The following is an 18,960-nucleotide window of genomic DNA, read 5'->3' as shown; positions in this document are numbered from 1 at the left end:
CGGGCCCGGAGCGGGTCAGCCCTTGAGCCCTCCCGAGATGAGGTCGAGCCGCCAGAAGCGCTGCAGGAACAGCACCAGCAGAGTCAGCGGGATGATCGACACGGCCGCCCCGGTGATGGCCAGCGAGTACAGCGCGGGGGCGCCCGATCCCTTCGACAGCAGCGTGTAGAGCCCCACGGTCAGCGGGTAGTCCGCCTGGTCGCTGAGCATGACGAACGGCAGGAGGAAGTTGTTCCAGATGCCGACGAACTGCAGCAGGAAGACCGTCACCATGCCGGGCACCATGATCGGCAGCACGATGTGGCGGAAGATGCGCCACTCGCCCGCGCCGTCGATGCGCGACGCCTCGAGGATCTCGTGCGGGACCGCCGACTGGGCGAACACGCGCGAGAGGTAGATGCCGAACGGGCTGATGATGATCGGCAGCAGGACCGAGATCGGCCCGCCCGCCAGCCCGATCTCGCTCAGCAGGATGTACTGCGGGATCGCCAGGGTGATGCCCGGGATGAGCACGCCGGCGAGGATCATGAAGAAGATGAGGTTCCGCCCGCGGAAGGTGTACTTCGCCAGGGCGTAGCCCGCCATCGTCGAGACGAGCGTCGAGAGCACGCCGCCGACGCCGGCGTAGAGCAGCGAGTTCGCGGCCCACAGCCCGTACTGCCCGCCCTCGTAGGCGAACAGGTCTCTCAGGTTGCCGGCCAGGCCGGTGCCCGGGGCGAACGAGAACGACGTGAACAGCTCAGCCGGCGACTTCGACGAGGCGATGAACACCCAGCCGACCGGCACGAGGCAGTAGAAGGCCCCGATGAGCAGCACGATCGTCGGCAGCACCTTGCCCTTGCTGCTCGGGCGGGGCGACCGGCCGCCGGGGCGGGGCGTCCCGCCGACGTCACCCGCGCCTCCTCGGCTCCCGGTCCGCGCCCCGCGGGGCGTCTGGACGGCGGTCACGAGGCCGCCTCCGCGCGGCGGCGGTTCGCGATCGCGAGCACGACGCCCGAGAGCAGCACGGTGCCCAGGGCGAGGATGGTCGACGAGGCGGCGGCCGCGGGCAGGTCGTCGGTCAGGAACGCGTCGCGGTAGATGGTCATCAGCGGGGCCCAGCTCTGTGTGATCTCGGTGGTCAGGGGACGGAGGGTGTTCGGCTCGCCGTAGAGCTGGAGCGTGCCGATCAGGGCGAAGACCCCGGTGAGCACGAGCGCGGGCACGACGAGCGGCACCTTGATGCGGAGCGCGACCTGCAGCTCGCTCGCCCCGTCGAGGCGGGCCGACTCGTAGATCTCGGCCGGGATGCCCCGCAGCGACGTGTAGATGATGATCATGTTGAAGCCGACGCCGCCCCAGATGGCGATGTTGGCGAGCGACCCGAAGAGACCGCCCGCCTCGAGGAACGGCACGGGCCCCCAGCCCAGGGCGGTCGTCACGTACGAGAAGGGGCTCGTGCTCGGCAGGTACATGAAGCCCCAGAGCAGCGCGGCGGTGATGCCCGGCACCGCGTACGGGATGAAGATCGCGGTGCGCGAGAACCGCCGGGCGCGGACCGCCGGCACGTCGAGCAGCAGCGCGAAGAGCAGGGCGAGCCCGAGCGTCAGGGGAACGGCGATGAGCCCGTACACGCCGAGGCGGCCGAAGCTCGCCAGCAGCTCGGCGTCCTGCAGCACGGCGACGTAGTTGTCGAACCCGACGAAGCGGTCGACGCGGACGCCGAGCACCGAGGCGCCCTCCTCGATCCGGTACGCCCTGAGGCTCGACCAGATCGTGTAGACGAGCGGGATGAGCATGAACGCGACGAACAGCACGACGGCCGGCGCCACGAACAGGTAGGGGGCCAGGGGGCTCCGTCGACGACGGGCCGGCCGTGGCGCCGGGCTCGCGGTCACGGGGTGCGTCATCTCGGGGCGCAGAGCGGTGTCAGTCATTCGCGGTCACCTGGTATCCCACCTGTTCCATGTCGGCGACGACCGCGGCCTGCGTCGCGACGAAGGCGTCGCGCCACGGGGTGCCGGCCGAGATCGCGGCGTTGAGCTCGTCGGTGAGCGTGGTCGTCGCCAGCGCGACGTTGGGGCCCCACGTGGTGGGGAGGACGTCCTCCGAGACGTCGGCGGCGACGTCGTAGAACTCGGTCTGCTGCGGCATCAGCGACGGCGGGGGGTTGCCCACGGCCAGCGCCTGACCCTCGATCGACGCCGGGTAGACGCCGCGGACGTCGAGCAGCGACTGGTTGCCCTCGGTGCTGGCGTTCATCCACTTGGCGAACGCCGCGGCCTCCTCGGGGTGCTCGCTGTTCTTCGTGACGATCAGCGCCGAGCCACCCTGGAACGGCACGGCGGCCTCGCCCGGGATCCACTCGGGCAGCGGGCTGATCTCCCACAGGCCCGACGTGTCGGGGGCCACGCCGCCCAGCACGCTCGGCGCCCAGATGCCGGCCGCCCAGCCGCCGATCGTGCCGTCGTTGACCCGCTTGTTGTACTCGGGCGACAGCACGGGGTCGGTGTCGATCGCCCCGTCGGCCGCGAGCCCCTCGAAGAAGTCGGCGACCTCGAGCATGCGCTCGTCGGCGATGCCGACCGTCCAGCCGCTCTCATCGACCGTCCACCAGTCGGCGCCGGCCTGGGCCGAGACCCCGGCCCAGAAGCCGAGCTCGCCGGCCGGGACCGCCGCGAGCACGGTGTCGGGGCGCTGCTCGTGCACGGCACGGGCGACGTCGCCGAACTCCTGCCAGGTCGTCGGCACGGCCTGCCCCGTCTCGGCCAGCAGGTCGGCGCGGTAGGTGAGCACCATGGGCCCGGCGTCCTGCGGCAGCGCGTAGACCTGGCCGCCGAACGTGGTCTGCGCCCAGGTGCCCTCGGTGAACGCGTCGTCGACGTCGGCCACGAGATCGGTGATGTCGCGGGGCACGTCCGCGATCACGAGCGACGGGATGGTCGTGTACTCGGCCAGCGCGACGTCGGGGGCGTTGCCCGCCCGGCTCGAGGTCAGGAGCTTCGCCGCGGAGTCCGTTCCGCCTCCGGCGTCGGTGTGCCGCACCTGCACGTCCGGGTTCGCGGCGTTCCAGAGGGCCACCTGCTCGGACTGGCCGACGCCCCACCCCCAGTACTCGAGCTGGACGACGTCGTCGCCCCCTCCCGCGGCCGAGCAGCCGCTGAGGGCGGCTCCCCCGAGCAGGAGGGTCGCCAGGGCGGCGACGCGGGTCGTTCTCTTCCGATGTCTCATGGCATCCCCTTCGATGCGTGTGCGATGCGTGCGGTGGCCGGCGGGCCGGGAGGCCGGCCGGGCCGATGGGTCAGGAGGCGCGGGCCGGCTGGTCAGGAGACCGGCCGGGCCGATGGGTCAGGAGGCGCGGGCCTGCTGGTCAGGAGGGGCTCGGCGCCTCGTGGAGGAACACGAACGCGCCGGGGGCGAGGTCGACCGGACCGTCGACGACCGGGCCGTCGGCTCCGTCGGCGCCGTCGGCTCCGCCCTCGAGGTCGATCGGCGTCCCGCGGAGCGTCACGGTGCGGGTCTCGGCGGTGTGGTTGATGGCGGCGACGACGACGCCCGAGCCCGCATGCCGTCGGACCACCTCCACCCCGCCTCCTGCTCCGGGCGCCTCGGCGCGGACGCCGGCGGCGGCGAGGGCCGAGGTGACGACCCTGGTGAAGGTCGCGTCGTCGAGCTCGGCCGAGACGTAGGTCGCGACGCCGTCGCCTCGCCGGTTCTCGGTGATCGCGGGCTCGCCGCTCAGCACCCCCTCGGCGTAGCGCGTGACGACGGAGGCGCCCCGCAGCTCGACGTGCTCGGTCCAGTCGTGCGCGCGGCCACCGCCCTCGATCGCGATGGCGACCCCCTTCGGCAGGGGGTGGGGCTCCTCGACGCGGATGCCGAGGGTCTCGGCGAACGCGCCCGAGTAGCCGCCGGGGCGCACGTGCAGGTCGGCGTCGACGGTGCCGCTGAAGCACCAGACGACGGCGTGGCCGCCGCGACGCACCCAGGCGTCGAGACCGGCGGCCTGCTCGTCGGTCGCCAGCAGCTGGCTCGGCACGAGCAGGAGGTCGTAGGCGTCGAGCGCGGCCGGGTCGTCGTCGAGGCGCACGAGATCGGCCGAGACGCCCGCGAACCACAGCTCGCGATGCGCGCGACGGACCGAGGCGAGCAGCGAGAAGTGGTCGGACGGCAGCGACGCCGACTCGAGCGCCCACCACGAGTCGGGCTCCCAGGCGATGGCGACGCGGGGCGTCACGACGCGGGCGTCGGACCCCTCGGGAGGCGCGACCACGTCGGTCAGTCGCCCCAGCACCCGACCGAGCTCGGTCATCTCGCGGAACGCCCGGCTGTCGGGGCCGCTGTGCGGGACCATCGACGAGTGGAACACCTCGGCGCCGGCCAGGGGGGCGCGCCACTGGAAGAACAGGGCCCCGTCGGAGCCGCGGGCCACGTGCTGCAGACTCGTGCGGATCACCTCGCCGGGCTCCTTGACGAGCATGCGGCCGGGGACCTGCGTGACGTTCGCGCCCTGCTCCATGAGCAACCACGGCCGACCGCGGGCGAACGAGCGGGCCTGGTCGGCCCCGAACGCCGCGTGGGCGGCGCCCTCGACCCCGGGCGAGTCGGAGTAGTGGTCGATCGAGACGAAGTCGACCTCGGCCCCGAAGTCCCAGTGGTCGAAGTGCAGCCAGGTCGGCAGCATGAAGTTCGTCGTGAGCGGCACGTCGGGGCTGAGGGCGCGGAGGATCTCGGCCTGCTCGCGGTAGCACTCGAGCAGCACCTCGGCCGAGAAGCGGCGGAAGTCGAGCATCTGCGTCGGGTTCGGGAGGTACTGGGTGGCCTGCGGCGCGAGGATCTCGTCCCACTCGGCGTAGCGCTGCGACCAGAACGCCGACCACCAGGCCTCGTTGAGGCGACCGAGGTCGCCGTAGCGGGCGCGCAGCCACTCGCGGAACCGGCGGTCGGTCGCCGGTCCGTAGCTGACGCTGCCGTACTCGTTGTGCACGTGCCAGGCGACGACGGCCTCGTGCCGGCCGTAGCGCTCGCCGAGGGCCGTGGCGACCCGCCGCGCCGCCTCGCGGTACGCGTCGGCGGAGGGGTCGTAGACGTCGCGGCTGCCGTGGACGAGCTGGACGCCGTCCGCGGTCCGGTTCAGCGCCTCCGGGTGCGCCTTCGTGAACCACGGCGGCGGCGAGGCCGTCGGCGTGGCCAGCACCACGCCGATGCCGTGGGCGTGCATCAGATCGATGACGCGGTCGAGCCAGCCGAAGTCGTACTCGCCCTCGCGGGGTTCGATCGACGACCACGAGAAGACGCCGAGGGTCACCGTGTTGACGCCGGCGATAGCCATCAGCCGGGCGTCGTCGTGCCAGACGTGCTCGGGCCACTGCTCGGGGTTGTAGTCGCCGCCGAAGAGGACGCGGTCGACGCCGCGGACCACGCTCATCGGAGCACGGGCTCTCGGCGGAGGGTGCGGCTGATCGGGGCTGATGTCGTCATTGACAGGGACTCTCGGTCGGGGTCGGTCGGGGTCGGGTCGATCGGGTCGAACCGTGTCGAAACGCTTCGACGATGAACGGAGATCGCGCCGGCGGACGAGCCCCGACGGGTTCACGGGGCAGGGAAGCGCTTCGACGACCTCTTCGGAAAGCGACGCTAACCGACGCCCGTCACCGACGCAAGGGATTTGTCGCGGGCATCCACATATCGCACCGCGAGCCTCCGGGTGAGACGGGCACCTCCCGGCGCACCATGATCTACGGTCGTCGCATGGATCGATCCTGGATCAGCTCCTGGGGGTGGGTCGCACTCGCTCTCATCAACGCAGGGCTCGCCGAGCAGAAGAACCGCACCCGTCTCGGATGGTTCCTCGGATCTCTGCTCATCGGCCCCGTGGCGACGGCTTACATCGTGTTCGCCGCACCCGCGCCTCCGGCCGACGACCTCGTCGCGACGCCTCGCAGGGCACCCGGCGACCCGGGATACGTCATCCTCGGCGTCGGCCTGACGATCGTCGCGCTGGCGACGCTGCCGGCGATCCGGGCCGCGGTCTCCGCCGAAGCGCCTCCCGGGGCTTGGTAAAGTCGACAATTCACGTCGTCGCGCTCGGCACGCGGTCGGCGGACGTCGCCGGCGATCACGGAGGACCACGTGCCGTCTGACGCACTGCAGCAGCGGGCCCGCGACCGCGCCGGCGAGCTCCCGGGCGCCGAGCTCGGGTTCCCGTTCGGGCCCGAGTGGGAGGTGTTCAAGGTCCGCGGCAAGGTCTTCCTGCTCATGACGGCGACGACGGGCGAGCCGATCGTCACCCTCAAGGCGGCGCCGGAGGACGGCGTGGCGCTGCGGCAGCAGCACGAGGGGATCACCGCCGGCTACCACATGAACAAGCGGCACTGGCTGACCCTGCGCCCCGACGCCGACCTGCCGGATCAGCTCGTCGATGACCTGGTCACCGAGTCGTACCTGCTGGTCGTGGCGGGTCTGCCCCGCGCGAGGCGACCGGTCGACCCGGCGACGTTCGGGCGCGACGGCCGCTGACCGAGAGCGGGGCCACCGCCCGGGGAAGCGCGACCACGGCCCAGGAGGCGCGACCACCGCCCAGGAGGCGCCCCCACCGACCCGGCCTCGGGTGCGACCCGATCGGCGGGCCGAGGTCAGCGGAAGTCGCCGACCTGCTTCTCGACCGGGACGGTCCCCTCGACCACGACGTCGCCGGTGTGCGCGGTGGTGACGGTCTCGATGAGGACGATCTCGACCTCCTCGTCGGCGACGGGGTTGTGCTGCACCCCTCGAGGGACGATGTGGAACTGCCCCGGCGTGAGCACCACCTCCTGATCGTCGGGGAGCTGGATGCGGAGCGTGCCGGAGACGACGAGGAACATCTCGTCCTCGGCGTCGTGGGCGTGCCACACCAGCTCGCCGAGCAGCTTCGCGACCTTGACGTACTGGTCGTTCACCCGCCCCACGACTCGAGGGGTCCAGTGCTTCTCGACGAGGCGCAGCTCGGCAGCGACGTCGATTCCGTGCAGAACGGTCATGACGACAGTCTCGGGCCTCGCGACCGGCGCCGTCTCCAGGCGAGCGCAGCCGCCGCGAGGATGCCGCCGATGACGGCGCCGAGGGTGTTCGTAATCCAGTCGCTCGTGTCGCAGGCGCGTCCGATCACGAGCACGACGGCCTGCACGACCTCGATGACGATCGAGAGCGCCGACGCACCGAGCACCGCCGCCACCGGTCGCCGCCAGAGCACGCCCGCGAGGAGAGCGATCGGCACGAACAGCAGGATGTTCGCCGTCGACTCCACCGCGGTCGGGGCGAGATAAGGCAGCCCCGCCGAGCAGGCGATCGTCGGGTAGGGGTCCCCATCGGGATACAGCGTCAGCGCCAGGACGGCGATCAGCACCACGACGAGGAGAGCTGCGGTGGGCCGCGGCCGGTCAGCGAGCCACACCCCGACGACCGGGCCGACGACTATGGCGGCGATCAGGACGGAGAACGCGAGCCACGGCGCCAGGGCGAGCAGGGTCGAGAGCACACCGCGAGACTACGGCGAGCGGAGAGCACGCTGCGGCCGTCACCGGGCGCAGGCCCGAGCGCCGTGGCCTCCGGGCGGTGACTCGCCCACGCCCACCGACCCGTGGCGGGCGTCGGGTCAGCCTCGGAGAGGTGACCCGGCGACCTCGAAGCGGTACCCGCCGAAGGTGCCGTCGAGGAGCGGCCGTGCCCGGGCGATCGCGTTCTGCACCTGGGGAAGAGCCAGGGAGGCGCGGTGCGCTTCGGCCGTCTCCCAGAGCTCGACGACGAAGACCGTGTCGGGATGATCGGCATCGACGCCGACCTCGTAGGCCAGGCAGCCGGCCGCGATGAGACTCTCGTTCCGTTCGGTGAGGAGGGCGACGAGTTCGTCACGCTTCCCGGGTGCGGTGCCGAGCGTGCCCACGTTCGCGAAGGTCATGCGGCGAGGCTATCGCCCGAGTCGCCCCCGCCGATCGTCTATCGGGCGGTCTTCTCACACACGCGTGACCATCTGAGCGAAGACGAGCAGGCCCGACCGCTCTCTCAAGGCCCGGCGCCCGACGGTGGCTCGGACGAACCGTTGACGCCATCGGACTCTCTCCTGGCCCTGCGGAGTCGTCTGGTGAGGAGCATCACGGACCCTCCAGCGATACAGACGATGCCTGCAGCCCCGAGCAGTCCGACGAGTGCCCACATCGGCAGCCCGTTCCGGGCCATCGTCTCACCGAGATCCGGCGTGTTCACGGCGATGAAGAAGCCGACTCCGATGAGCCCGACACCACCGAAGATGGTCGCGACTGCGTCTTCGGACCTGCTGATTCTCGACGCCTTCCCGTCGACGCCATCGCCTCCTCGACCCATACTGGCGACATGCCCCCATCCGAGACGCCCAGGGCCAGCGACCGTCGAGCCTTCGCGCTCACTCTCCTCATCCTGGGTCTCGGGCTCTTCGTCTGGGGTGTCGTTCTGGGTACGGACGGCATCACGTTCACCGGGATCGCCAGCCCCGGCGTGATCCTCGTCGTCGGTGCGCTCGCTTTCGCTGGCGGCTCCCACCTTCTAGGCCGCGAGAACCGCTGAGAGGGAGCTCAGGCAGCGACGAAGCCGGCGCACGCAGGTACTGATGCGTTCGCGGAGGGGCTCACCGACACCGGCCACGGACACTCGGGATGCTCAGACACACCGAGGGCCGGATGGATGGAGACTGAGCCATGCGAACTCGAGCGTCACTGCGGCGGAAGCGGCTGGCCGTCGGGCTGATGATCACGGCCGCGCTGCTTTTCGCCCTGCGCCTCGTGGCCGGTCTGGTCGCCCCAGGAGTCGCGTGGCCAGGTGGACTCCTCGGCATCGTGCCCGCTCTGCTCTTCACGATCGGCTTCCAGTTCTGGTACCGAGCCGACAGGGTCTTCGACCGTGGCTTCGAGCCAGATGACGACGGAGACACCCCCTATCAGCCTCGGTGACCCATCCAGACCTGGTCAGACGGGGCGGCGATCCGAGCCGACGCAGGGGTCCTCACCACGACCCTCCGACGGTGCCGTTCTCGCGTCACGGGGCGCTGACGGCGCGTCTCATGTCACCTCGATGAGCAGCGCCGTCGCGGTCGGCTATCGGACGATCTCGAATCGCTCGAGCACGACGACGCTCGAATCGTCAACCGTGAATCCGTCGCCCAATTCCTCCTGCATCTGTGCGGAGGACCAGAAGCGAAGATGGCCTGCCCGCCAGTCGTCGACTGACGCGTAGCCCTCTCCCTCGTCCAACGCATGCTGCAAAGGCACGTCGGAGAGCCGAACCAGCTCGACGGCGGTCGTCTCCAGCACGACGCGTCGCCGACCCGTCGAATCCACGAGGACCCCGCGAAAACCCACCTGAGGCACCGGTTCGCCCGCCACCTCGTACTCCCGCAGGAGCGAGCTCGTCGCCGTCTTGGCCCCCGCCTCGATCGCGGCGACGATCCTGTCTCGCAGAGGTCCGGGGAACGCGAACTCGATGATCGGCAGCTCAGCAGTCACGACTGCAAGCAAAGCAGACCCGCCCCCGATCGGGGTCCGATCCTCTAGAGAGACGCCTCGCCAGGCTCGCGCCGCCGACCCTGCCGGTAGCCGAACCACGCGGCCAGGACCAGCAGTCCGGCCACGATGACGGTCGCTCCGACGAGGCTCACGGTCGAGAACACGTGCACGCCCTGAACGCTGAACGTCGCACCGGACACCGGCGCGTAGGTGGAACCGCTGAAGGTGATGGGTTGCGCTGCCGCGATGACGAACATGACGACGCCCACGATCACGGCGACCGAGCCTGCACCGAGAACGAGGCGGGGAGTCAGGACGGAGCGACGGATCATGCCTGGACCATATCGCGCCAGGTCGCTCCGAGAGACCGAAGATCGTGTTCGGCGTCCGCCGCGATCGCTGGCCGCTGGCCACTCGTCCATCGGAGACGAGAATGCGCCGGCGCGCAACCACCGTTCCGTACGGAACACTGGGCGAATGCTCCAGCTCCCGCGACCAGTCGTAGCTGCTTCCACGACCCTTGCGCTCCTCCTGCTCGCCGGATGCGCTGGTGCGGAGACGCCGGACGCCGAGGACGACTGGAACGGCCGCATGACGCAGCTGCTGTCAGACCCGGCCGGTCTGGGAGGTGCGGGAGGCGAACTGACCCCGGGCGATGACTCGAGCCAGGAGGACGAGGTCGCTGAGGTCACGGTGGGACGGATCTCGGAAGGCGAATACGACGTCCTCGGTGTGTGTCGCAATGCCCGGACGGTCCATCTCGCCGTTCTGCGACTCGACGACGGCGGCCTCCCGGGCGAAGTCCTCTCTGAAGCGGACATCGCGTGCGGCGCCACGGGTCGGCTTCCCGTGTCGCTCGACGGCAGCGACCTGATGGTCAGAGCTTCCGGGCCTGGCGGCGCGGAGTGGGCGACGTCGATCGTCACCCCGAACTGGGAACCTCCGCTCACGACCTTCGGCTGAACGGACCACGCAGGAGCATCCGGCGCTTGAAGCGGGACTCGATGCCCTGAGGATGGCCTAGCGGACGGAACCGGGCCGTGAGAGCCTTCATGAAACACGTCAGCGCCACATCTGAAGGAGCATCGCCGATGATCAAGGCATTCCTGTCTCGTGCGGTGAAGCTGCTATCGACCGGCCTCGCGGCGGGGCTCACGAGCGTCGGCGTCCTCAGCGGTGACAAGGCTCACCCTGGCCCCCTCACGGACACGGAAAGGCGCGACCGCTACAGGCCGTAGATCGCTGGGGATCGTTCCGTCCGTGCGGCGCTGGGGGAGCCCTATCCGGCGTGCGGCTCCCTGTTCCGAAGCTCGTCGAGCATGCGAGTGAGCTTGTCGTAGCTCCGCCAGGAGCTGACCGTCGTCCCGATGAGCAGAGCGAGGAAGACGAGAGCCAGCGCGAACCAGACCGGACCCGTCGTACGCCGGCCTCGACGCCGGCTGTTCACCCGCGTACGGACACGAATGGCCTATCGGGACACCGGGACGATGGTGATCTCGGCGACGTCGACCATCGCATCGCCCGGCATGTCCGGGTAGTAGTTCTCACGCAGCTGCGCTGCGAAGAGTGCCATGTCCGTTCCCGGAGGCTCGTGCGCCTGCTCCGCAGTCAACTCGTCGAGCCGGTATCGCCAGACCGCGACGACCTGCCCGGTGAGTGGCAGGACAGTCGGATGGCCGTCGAACACGAACGTCGCTGCTCCGACCTGAAGCGACTCGCCCCACCGGACGGTCACCACCTTGTGGCCAGTGACGATCGCGTCGTAGTGCTTCCGATGGAAATGAACCAGATGCCGAGCTTCGTCGATCACCGGGTCAGCCTGTCGCAAGATCGTCCGCCCGTCGACCACCTGAGAGGCGGCACGTCAGCCCAGGTCTTGGCGGTCCACAGAAGCCTCATAGGCCTCGTAAGGGAGGGCTTTGAGGTAGAACGTGACCTTGAGCAGCATGGATCCGGTCACGGCGCTGAACGCGACACCGAGCCAGAAGATCCACATGCCCGTGACGATCGCAGCGAGAACGAGCAGACCCGTGGACAAGCCTGCGCCCATCGCGCCCGCGTACGTGATCTCGCGCGGGATGGAGCCCCACACCTTTCGATCTTCCAGAATCGTCAGACTCATTCGCTCTCCCCCGTTCGCAGCCCGGCAGGGCTTGGACGATCAGTCAACCGCGTCTCCTGATGGTCATGTGCTCGCCGCCCATCCTGCGATGCTCAGCCACTGCTAGGCGCGGAAGCCCAAACGATGTCTGCCGGCTCTAGCTGTCAGTCGCGTGGGGGCCGGAAACAAGCACTGCTTCTACCGAGACTGCACACCCACCACAACCATGAACACCAAGAAAACGACTACGCCCACCCACACGCACCACTTGAAGATCTGACGGCCACGTTCGGTGTTCGGCAGCCATTTTCCTTCGCTTGTCCACACGCACCAGACAGTACCGGCTTCAGTCCATAGGCTGCGGCCGGCTCGCGCCGAGCGGTTGGACGAGGTGACCGCTTCTCCATCGAGATCAAAATCGTAGGAATCAGCCGAGGATCGCCTGCATCTGCTGGTAGAAGGCCTTCGGATCCGCGCTCAGCGAGTCCTTCACCATGCGGCTCCAGTCGTCGACGACGACCTCGATCTCACCGGCAGCCACTCCGTCGAGCGCGGCGCGCGCCACGTCCCGCGGGTCGATCTTCGGGCCGTCGTAGCCGGCCATGATGTCGGTGTCGGCCGCGCCGAGGTGCACGCCCTGCACGAGGGTGCCCTGGCCGGCGAGCTCGAGCCGGAGCGCGTTCGTCATGTTCCACTCGGCCGCCTTGGCCGCCGCGTAGCCGCCCGAGCCGGGCGCCGCGAACCACGACAACGCCGACAGGATGTTGACGATCCCGCCGCCGCCGTTCGCGGCGAGGACCGGCGCGAAGGCCCGGATGACGCCGAGAGTGCCGAAGTAATGGGTGTCCATCTCGCGGCGGATCTCCGTCATGTCGCCCGTGAGGAGACCGGCTCCGGTCGAGATGCCGGCGTTGTTCACGACGAGCGTGACGTCCTGTGCGATCTCGGCGGCGGCGGTCACGGATGCGGGGTCGGTGAGGTCGAGTCGCACCACCTCGACCCCGGGGATGTCGATGGCCTCGGGTCGGCGGGCGGTCGCGTAGACCTTGCGGGCGCCGCGCGCGAGCAGTTCCTCGACGAAAGTGCGGCCGATGCCGCGGTTGGCGCCGGTGACGAGGGCGACCTGATCCTGGATGTCCATGCGTGCTCTTCCTTCTGCCGCCCGAATCGGATGCGGGGTACGGCACGGCCTACGCTAGGTGTTGACGTTGACGTAAAGGGCAAGTCCACCCGTCAGATCGGCGACGTCGACGTCGACGTGATCGACGGGCCGAACGGCCGGGAGGAAGACGCATGCTGCGCATCGGTGATGTGGCGACGAAGGCCGGCGTGAGCACGCGAGCGCTCCGCTACTACGAGGAGCAGGGGCTGCTGCCAGCGGAGCGCACCACGAGCGGCCAGCGCATCTATCCCGAGTCCGCGATCGAGCGCGTGCAGCTCATCCAGCGCCTGTACACGGCGGGGCTGCCGAGCCGCACGATCATGCAGCTGCTGCCGAGCGTCGACACCGGTGTCGCCGCCCCCGAGGCGATGGCCCTGCTCCACTCCGAGCGCGACCGCATCGCCGCGGGTATCGCCGAGCTCGAGCGGGCCCGCGAGGAGCTGTCCCGCGTCATCGACATCTGTCTGAATCCGACCCCCAAGCACTGCCCGGCGCTGCGCGAGAGCGGACCGGCGTACGAGGGCGCGCATGCGACGGCCGCCACGGCCTGAGCCGCAGGACGCTCCAACGGATCCGACGAACCACGGCCGCGACGGCTCTTCGATCACCCCGCCTACGAAGCGGCTGCCGCTGCCGTCGACCTCGTAGGGCCGTCCGTCTGCTCGATGGTGTGGGGCGGCGATCCGCGCCTCCGAGCAGGGGTTCGGTTCGCTGGCACCGTGTTTCTCGGTGAGGTATCGCCTATCGCACCTCCCTGCGTGGGATCGTGCGCAGCCGCGACCCGGTCACGCCTGGTCATCGCGGCGCACTCCGTCGACGATGCGGTCTGCGGCAGCGTGCAACTTCGCAGGTTCCACACCATCGAGCAGCTGCGTCGATAGCCCCAGCACGAATGAGTGAACCAGCACCGCCTCCACACCGGGGTCGAGGTCGGCACGGGTCACGCCTGCGGTGAGCCCTCGACGAAGGCATGCCTCGATGCGCGCTCGATCCTCGGCGCGCCGCTCGGCCACGACTGACCGCGCGGCGATGTCGTCGTCGCCGTCCGCGCCGAGGGTCGCGGAGAGCGTGACGAGGCAGCCGCCCGGGTGGGCGGCGTCCGACTGCATGTCGATCGTTCCGTGCAGCATCGAACTGAGAGCCTCGAGCGGATCTCTCCTCGGGTCGCCGACGAGCTCGCTCACTCGCCCAGGGCCAGCGGCGTAATGCTCCACCGCACGCTCGAACAAGCCCTCCTTCGAGCCGAAAGCACCGTAGAGACTCGCCGACGAGAGCCCGGTCGCCGCACGTAATCGCGCGATGGACGATGCCTCGTACCCGTGGCGCCAGAACACCAGCATCGCTGCGTCGAGCACATCCTGCTCGATGAAGGCTCTCGGTCGTCCCTGCTGTGACATCTTCACCCTTTCGGATCGGTCGATCCAGTTTGACACACGGGGGGACCCATCAGCAGTATTGGAGCGACCATTCCATAAACAGAGAAGAGTGATCGGTGCCCCACCCCCGAACCGAAACGACAGCCAGACGGCGACACCAGGACGAGCGCTCCCTCCCGGCACTGCCACTCGTCCTCATGGCACTCAGCGGGTTCATCATCATCATGACCGAGACGCTTCCAGCAGGCCTCCTGCCCCAGCTCGCCCACGCGTTCGACGTCAGCGACGGGACCGCCGGCCAGCTGATCACGGTGTACGCACTCGGCACCGTCGTCGCGGCCATCCCCACTATCGCGATGACCCAGGGGACATCGCGCAAGCCGTTGCTCGTCATCGGGCTACTGGGCTTCCTGGTCGCCAACACGCTCACCGCGATCGCGCCGACATTGGGGGTCGCCCTCGTCGTGCGCTTCATCGCCGGCGCATTCTCCGGCCTGATCTGGGGCATGCTCGCCGGCTACGCCCGCCGTATCGCCGCCCCCGAGCGCGCCGGGCAAGCCCTCGCGATCGCTATGGCCGGCACACCCATCGCACTCTCCATCGGCACCCCGCTCGGGGCCTGGCTCGGTGCGACGGTCGGCTGGCGATGGTCCTTCGCCGCGGTCTCTGCGATCACGGTGGTCGTCGTCCTGCTCGTGCTCTCGCACGTGCCGAACGCGCCAGGTCAGCGTTCGAGCTCGAGACTCCCCCTCGGCCGAGTACTCGTGATCCCCGGCATCGCCGTGATCCTCACTGTCGTATTCACCTGGATGCTCGCGCACAACCTGCTCTACTCCTACATCGCCCCTTACCTCGCCGGCACGAGCACCGGCATCCGCCCCGATGTCGCCCTTTTCGCCTTCGGCTTGGCGGCACTCGTCGGCATCTGGATCACCGGCGCACTCATCGATCGATCACTGCGGCACCTCGCTCTCATCAGCACGGCGATGTTCATCATCGCCGGAGCACTGCTGCTCGCCCTCCCCACCTCTGCGCCCGCCACGATCGCTGCGATCGCCTTGTGGGGTATCGCCTTCGGCGGCTCCGCAACACAACTGCAGACAGCGATGGGCAATGCCGCCGGCGAGAGCGTAGACGTCGCCAACGCCATGCTCACCACAGCCTTCAACCTCGCCATCTTCGGCGGAGGAGCGGCTGGCGCCATCCTCGTCGACGGCATCGGGCCTGCCGCAATTCCCATCGCGATGATCGCCCTCTCGGCAATCGCCTTGCTGACCGTCGCCCTCGGACGCAGGACAGCCTTCCCGCCGCGCTGAGCAGCCCCGCCGATCGGAATTTCTGACCAGAAGCGCCCGGTAGACGATCCTCGAACGCCCATGAGCTGGACGGTAGAAGAGACCACCGACATGAGCCTGACCGACGCCGGCACCCGTGATCGGTCACGCGCCGCGCGTGGGGCATGACGCTGGCCGCCCGCTCAGGGAGCAGGCGACCAGCGTCTCACTGCGGGTCAGGTGGCGTCGACTGGGGAGCAGCCCCACGCCCTAGACGGTGATGCGGGCGCGAAGGTACTGCGTGAATTCGTGGAAGCACCGGACGATGTCCAGTGAGTCTGGGCTCATGAGCCACTGCACCTCCAGACCCTCACTCATGGCAATTACCTGCCTGGCGATCACGGTGTAGTCGCAATCGCCGCGGAGCGAACCTTCTTCGACACCGGCCTGGAAGCTGGCAAGGAGCATGTCGTAGCCGATGTCGAAGTGGTCGCGGAAGTAGGTGCTCGCCGGGTGGTCCGCTCCGAGCGCCTCGGCAGTGAGCACGTGCGCAAGACGGACGAGGCCGTAGTTCCGGGCGTTGAGCTCCACGGTCTCGTCCCACGCGTCGAGGACACCGATGCCAATCAGCTTCTCATCGCTGTGGGATCTCCTGATGTCACGCTCGTCCCTCTCGTTGAGCACCGCCACGAGCAGGCCCGCCTTACTGGGGAAGTGATAGAGCACTCCCTGCTGCGTGAGGCCGACAGACCGCCCGACGTCCGCGAGGGACGTACCGCGATAGCCGCGGTCACTGAACGCCTCCTGCGCTGCGGTCAGAATGCGCTCACGTGCCGCGTCCCCCGCGGCGTTGCCGCCCCGACGACCCTTCTCAGGTGCTGGTGCTGTGGAACTCATGGCACCACGGTCGCACACATCGTGAGGAATGTGTTTCGGGCCGGTTACGAAAACCTACCAACCACTCAGAGATGTGTATGCTCGCCAAAACTTACTAGTCACTCAGAGTCTGTCCGGCGTTGCCGCTGACTCGCTGCCTGAATCGAGAAGCTCGTGACCTCTTCCCCGAACGGTGTTGTTGCGCCGGATAGTCGGCCCACCGCTGATCCGACACAGAAATCACCGATGTTCATTGCCTTGTACACGGTGGCCAACCTCGGGCTCTGGCTCGCGGTCTACGCACCGGCCTTGGTGACGTTGTCGATCCGGATGCGGGAGACTGCCGGCGAGAACGCCGTCAACGCCTACGGGCTGATCGTCGGTGTGGGCGCCCTGTTCGCGATGTTCGGTAACCCGCTCTTCGGTCGGTTGTCCGACCGCTCAAGGTCACGCTTCGGGCGACGCCGCCCGTTCTTCATTGGCGGGATGATTGTTGGCGTCGCCGCCCTCGCCGTCATCGGCTTCGCCACCTCGATCCCCGTGATCCTCGTTGCGTGGTGCGTGGCTCAGCTGGCGTACAACGCCGCCATCGCGACGCTGACTGCCGTTTTGGCAGATGAGATCCCGGCCGCGCAGCGGGGCAAGGTCGCAGGCCTTGCCGGGGTCTGCAACTACGGTTCGCTTGCCGTCGCTGCCTACGTCGCTGCCTGGTTCTCCTTCAACACCGCCCTGATGTTCATTGCACCCGCGGTCATCGGTCTGGTCCTGGTCCTCGTTTTCGCTCCCGTCCTCAAGGAGCGGCGGACCTCCGAAGCGCTTGCCCCGCTGAGCTTCAAGACGTTCATCACGACGTTCTGGGTGAGCCCGTTGAAGCACCCCGATTTCGCGTGGGCATGGTGGAGCCGGTTCTTCATCGTCCTGGCCTGGATGTGCCTACTGACCTACCAATCGTTCTTCCTCATCGATCGCCTTGGGTACACCAACGACAACGTCGCTACGGCCCTCGGCACAGCATCCCTCGTCCTGGTCGCCGGCATCGTCATCGGCTCAAGCGGCGGCGGATGGCTTTCCGACAAGCTCCAACGGCGCAAGATCTTCATTGTCGTCGCGACCTTCATCGCAGCTATCGGGTTTCCCGTCATCGCCTTCGCCGACAGCATCGGTGCGTTCTACCTCGGAGTCGTCGTCGTCGGCCTGGGGATCGGCATACACATGTCTGTTGACCTCGCCCTTATCGCAGACCTCCTGCCGGACGCGGATGAGGCCGGAAAAGACCTTGGCGTGTTCAACATCGCCAATGCTCTCCCCCAGTCCCTCGCTCCGGTCTTCGCCGCCATCCTCTTCGGCGTCCTCGGGTCCGAGAACTACACCGCTTTGTACATCTCGGCCGCCGTCTTCGCACTCCTGGGTGCTGTCGCGGTGCGCTTCATCAAAGGCTCACGATGACCGAACAGATCCCCTTCCCCTCTTTTTCCGTGCCTGAGGACTTTCTCTGGGGTGCAGCGACCGCAGCGCACCAAGTTGAAGGCAACAACGTCTCGAGCGACTGGTGGGCACTCGAACACTCGAACTCACCCGTGATCGCAGAACCCAGCGGCGACGCGGCAGATCACTTCAATCGCTGGCCCGAGGACCTCGACATCCTGGCCAGCCTGGGCTTGAACTCCTACCGTTTCAGCCTCGAATGGTCACGAATCGAACCTGAGCGAGGCGCTGTCTCAATGGCTGCGATCGATCACTACAAGCGAATGGTTGCCGGTTGCGTCGAGCGTGGCCTCACACCAGTGGTCACGTTGCAACACGTCACCCTGCCCGCGTGGTTCCGCCGAGCAGGAGGGTGGCAGGCAGACGGCGCCGCTGAGCTGTTTGCCTCCTATGCGGAGACGGTGCTGCCTGTGCTGAACGAGGGAGCGGAATGGGTTGCCACCATCAACGAGCCTGGACTGCAGCCGCTCATGAGCGCCCTTCATCGCGGCGATCAAGCCGCCCTGAACGCCTGGCACGGCGGGCCCATGCCGCTCGCCTCCGACACGGAGATCGAGAGTCTCATCACGGCTCACCGCGCCGCTCGCGATGTTGTTCGAGCCGGTACCGATGCACACGCCGGCTGGACCGTGGTTCTTCACGACGTCCAGCACGAAGAAGAGGGCCGCGCAGCCGCCGAGGAGTGGTTTGAGACGTTCGAGGCGCCGTATCTGCGCGCCGCCCGAGACGACGACTTCGTCGGTGTGCAGAACTACACCCGAAGTCGCTTCAACTCGGCAGGCGAGGTGCTTCCTGGCCCGGAGGACCGCATGACGGCCATCTGGGAGTACTACCCCGAAGCGCTCGGCAATGCAGTCCGGCTAGCCAAGAGCGTTGTCGGCGACGTCCCCATCGTCGTCACAGAGAACGGAGTTCCTACCGACGACGACACCGAGCGGGTCGAGTTCATCAACCGGGCGCTCCGATCCCTTGACGCGGCGATTGCTGACGGTGTCGACGTTCGGGGTTATCTGCACTGGTCAGCTATCGACAATTTCGAGTGGGCACTCGGCTACGGACCCCGGTTCGGCCTCATCGGCTTTGACCACACAACGTTTGCCCGAAGCATCAAGCCCAGCGCCCGCTGGTACGGCGAGCTCGCTCGCCGCCACTCACTGGCCCTCACCCCCTGAAAAGACACGGAGCACCTTGTGTA

23 protein-coding genes are annotated in these 18,960 nt (G+C 68.5%); 8 read left to right on the top strand and 15 right to left on the bottom strand.

Features of this window, described 5'->3' with window-relative positions; all coding sequences use genetic code 11:
• Nucleotides 1-15: 15 nt before the first annotated feature.
• The 4 genes from ASF89_RS02435 to ASF89_RS02420 all read right to left on the bottom strand — a co-directional run bounded on the left by ASF89_RS02435 (nt 16) and on the right by ASF89_RS02420 (nt 5,407).
• Nucleotides 16-831: a carbohydrate ABC transporter permease gene (locus tag ASF89_RS02435; protein WP_055813010.1), complete on the bottom strand. Its 816-nt coding sequence runs from the start codon at nt 829-831 to the stop codon at nt 16-18.
• 113 nt (nt 832-944) lie between these two features.
• Nucleotides 945-1,916 (bottom strand): carbohydrate ABC transporter permease, encoded by a 972-nt coding sequence (locus tag ASF89_RS02430; RefSeq protein ID WP_235483960.1) that lies wholly within the window; start codon nt 1,914-1,916, stop codon nt 945-947.
• Nucleotides 1,909-3,210, bottom strand: a complete 1,302-nt coding sequence (locus ASF89_RS02425; RefSeq protein WP_055811808.1) for an ABC transporter substrate-binding protein — start codon at nt 3,208-3,210, stop codon at nt 1,909-1,911. The genes ASF89_RS02430 and ASF89_RS02425 overlap by 8 nt, the downstream gene beginning before the upstream one ends.
• Nucleotides 3,211-3,349: 139 nt before the next feature.
• Nucleotides 3,350-5,407 (bottom strand): beta-galactosidase, encoded by a 2,058-nt coding sequence (locus ASF89_RS02420; RefSeq protein WP_055811805.1) that lies wholly within the window; start codon nt 5,405-5,407, stop codon nt 3,350-3,352.
• A gap of 323 nt (nt 5,408-5,730) precedes the next feature.
• Here ASF89_RS02420 and ASF89_RS02415 point away from each other — a divergent pair, with 323 nt between their 5' ends.
• Complete coding sequence (locus ASF89_RS02415; RefSeq protein ID WP_055811801.1) at nt 5,731-6,042, top strand: hypothetical protein; 312 nt, start codon at nt 5,731-5,733, stop codon at nt 6,040-6,042.
• 69 nt (nt 6,043-6,111) lie between these two features.
• The gene (locus ASF89_RS02410) at nt 6,112-6,498 is read left to right on the top strand and encodes an MmcQ/YjbR family DNA-binding protein (RefSeq protein WP_200913476.1); all 387 of its coding nucleotides are present in this window, start codon (nt 6,112-6,114) and stop codon (nt 6,496-6,498) included.
• Nucleotides 6,499-6,614: 116 nt separating this feature from the next.
• On the opposite strand, the gene ASF89_RS02405 is transcribed toward ASF89_RS02410, so the two are convergent.
• From ASF89_RS02405 to ASF89_RS15590, 4 genes are all read right to left on the bottom strand, one after another.
• Nucleotides 6,615-6,998: a cupin domain-containing protein gene (locus ASF89_RS02405; protein WP_055799632.1), complete on the bottom strand. Its 384-nt coding sequence runs from the start codon at nt 6,996-6,998 to the stop codon at nt 6,615-6,617.
• The gene (locus ASF89_RS02400) at nt 6,995-7,495 is read right to left on the bottom strand and encodes a VanZ family protein (RefSeq protein WP_055811797.1); all 501 of its coding nucleotides are present in this window, start codon (nt 7,493-7,495) and stop codon (nt 6,995-6,997) included. Before ASF89_RS02400 ends, ASF89_RS02405 begins: the two co-directional genes overlap by 4 nt.
• 117 nt (nt 7,496-7,612) lie before the next feature.
• Nucleotides 7,613-7,915 carry a putative quinol monooxygenase gene (locus ASF89_RS02395; protein WP_055811794.1) on the bottom strand — a complete coding sequence of 101 codons (303 nt, stop codon included), beginning with the start codon at nt 7,913-7,915 and terminating at the stop codon, nt 7,613-7,615.
• A gap of 104 nt (nt 7,916-8,019) precedes the next feature.
• Nucleotides 8,020-8,532, bottom strand: a complete 513-nt coding sequence (locus ASF89_RS15590) for a hypothetical protein (RefSeq protein ID WP_156463299.1) — start codon at nt 8,530-8,532, stop codon at nt 8,020-8,022.
• Between the two features lie 155 nt (nt 8,533-8,687).
• On the opposite strand from ASF89_RS15590, the gene ASF89_RS02385 reads away from it, so the two are divergent.
• Nucleotides 8,688-8,939, top strand: coding sequence for a hypothetical protein (locus ASF89_RS02385; protein WP_055811787.1), 252 nt, complete (start codon nt 8,688-8,690; stop codon nt 8,937-8,939).
• Nucleotides 8,940-9,083: 144 nt separating this feature from the next.
• Here the strand turns inward: ASF89_RS02385 and ASF89_RS02380 are convergent, their stop codons facing one another.
• Entirely contained in the window at nt 9,084-9,491 is a 408-nt protein-coding gene (locus tag ASF89_RS02380; RefSeq protein ID WP_200937086.1) for an ASCH domain-containing protein, read from the bottom strand.
• Between the two features lie 44 nt (nt 9,492-9,535).
• On the bottom strand, nt 9,536-9,823 hold the full coding sequence (locus tag ASF89_RS02375; RefSeq protein WP_055811784.1) for a hypothetical protein: 288 nt from the start codon (nt 9,821-9,823) through the stop codon (nt 9,536-9,538).
• Between the two features lie 145 nt (nt 9,824-9,968).
• Here ASF89_RS02375 and ASF89_RS02370 point away from each other — a divergent pair, with 145 nt between their 5' ends.
• Complete coding sequence (locus ASF89_RS02370) at nt 9,969-10,454, top strand: hypothetical protein (protein ID WP_055811779.1); 486 nt, start codon at nt 9,969-9,971, stop codon at nt 10,452-10,454.
• 505 nt (nt 10,455-10,959) lie between these two features.
• Here ASF89_RS02370 and ASF89_RS02365 read toward each other — a convergent pair.
• From ASF89_RS02365 to ASF89_RS02355, 3 genes are all read right to left on the bottom strand, one after another.
• The gene (locus tag ASF89_RS02365) at nt 10,960-11,301 is read right to left on the bottom strand and encodes a hypothetical protein (RefSeq protein WP_055813001.1); all 342 of its coding nucleotides are present in this window, start codon (nt 11,299-11,301) and stop codon (nt 10,960-10,962) included.
• 54 nt (nt 11,302-11,355) lie between these two features.
• Nucleotides 11,356-11,613: a hypothetical protein gene (locus tag ASF89_RS02360; RefSeq protein WP_055799620.1), complete on the bottom strand. Its 258-nt coding sequence runs from the start codon at nt 11,611-11,613 to the stop codon at nt 11,356-11,358.
• Between the two features lie 406 nt (nt 11,614-12,019).
• Complete coding sequence (locus tag ASF89_RS02355) at nt 12,020-12,733, bottom strand: SDR family oxidoreductase (protein WP_055799598.1); 714 nt, start codon at nt 12,731-12,733, stop codon at nt 12,020-12,022.
• Nucleotides 12,734-12,885: 152 nt separating this feature from the next.
• On the opposite strand from ASF89_RS02355, the gene ASF89_RS02350 reads away from it, so the two are divergent.
• Entirely contained in the window at nt 12,886-13,305 is a 420-nt protein-coding gene (locus ASF89_RS02350) for a MerR family transcriptional regulator (RefSeq protein WP_055811776.1), read from the top strand.
• 234 nt (nt 13,306-13,539) lie between these two features.
• On the opposite strand, the gene ASF89_RS02345 is transcribed toward ASF89_RS02350, so the two are convergent.
• A complete protein-coding gene (locus ASF89_RS02345) occupies nt 13,540-14,151 on the bottom strand; it encodes a TetR/AcrR family transcriptional regulator (RefSeq protein WP_055812998.1) in 612 nt (203 codons plus the stop codon).
• A gap of 176 nt (nt 14,152-14,327) precedes the next feature.
• Between ASF89_RS02345 and ASF89_RS02340 the strand changes: the two genes are divergently transcribed.
• Nucleotides 14,328-15,446 (top strand): MFS transporter, encoded by a 1,119-nt coding sequence (locus tag ASF89_RS02340; RefSeq protein WP_055811773.1) that lies wholly within the window; start codon nt 14,328-14,330, stop codon nt 15,444-15,446.
• A gap of 228 nt (nt 15,447-15,674) precedes the next feature.
• Here the strand turns inward: ASF89_RS02340 and ASF89_RS02335 are convergent, their stop codons facing one another.
• Complete coding sequence (locus ASF89_RS02335; RefSeq protein ID WP_082489718.1) at nt 15,675-16,301, bottom strand: TetR/AcrR family transcriptional regulator; 627 nt, start codon at nt 16,299-16,301, stop codon at nt 15,675-15,677.
• A 225-nt stretch (nt 16,302-16,526) separates the two neighbouring features.
• Here ASF89_RS02335 and ASF89_RS02330 point away from each other — a divergent pair, with 225 nt between their 5' ends.
• Nucleotides 16,527-17,726 carry an MFS transporter gene (locus ASF89_RS02330; protein WP_055811768.1) on the top strand — a complete coding sequence of 400 codons (1,200 nt, stop codon included), beginning with the start codon at nt 16,527-16,529 and terminating at the stop codon, nt 17,724-17,726.
• A complete protein-coding gene (locus ASF89_RS02325) occupies nt 17,723-18,937 on the top strand; it encodes a family 1 glycosylhydrolase (protein ID WP_055811766.1) in 1,215 nt (404 codons plus the stop codon). The genes ASF89_RS02330 and ASF89_RS02325 overlap by 4 nt, the downstream gene beginning before the upstream one ends.
• The last annotated feature ends 23 nt before the right edge of the window (nt 18,938-18,960 follow it).

The organism is Frigoribacterium sp. Leaf172 (genome assembly GCF_001424285.1).
Taxonomy (GTDB): Bacteria; Actinomycetota; Actinomycetes; order Actinomycetales; family Microbacteriaceae; genus Frigoribacterium.
The sequence above is the reverse complement of the archived record's forward strand: the minus strand, read 5'-3'. Positions and strand labels throughout refer to the sequence as shown.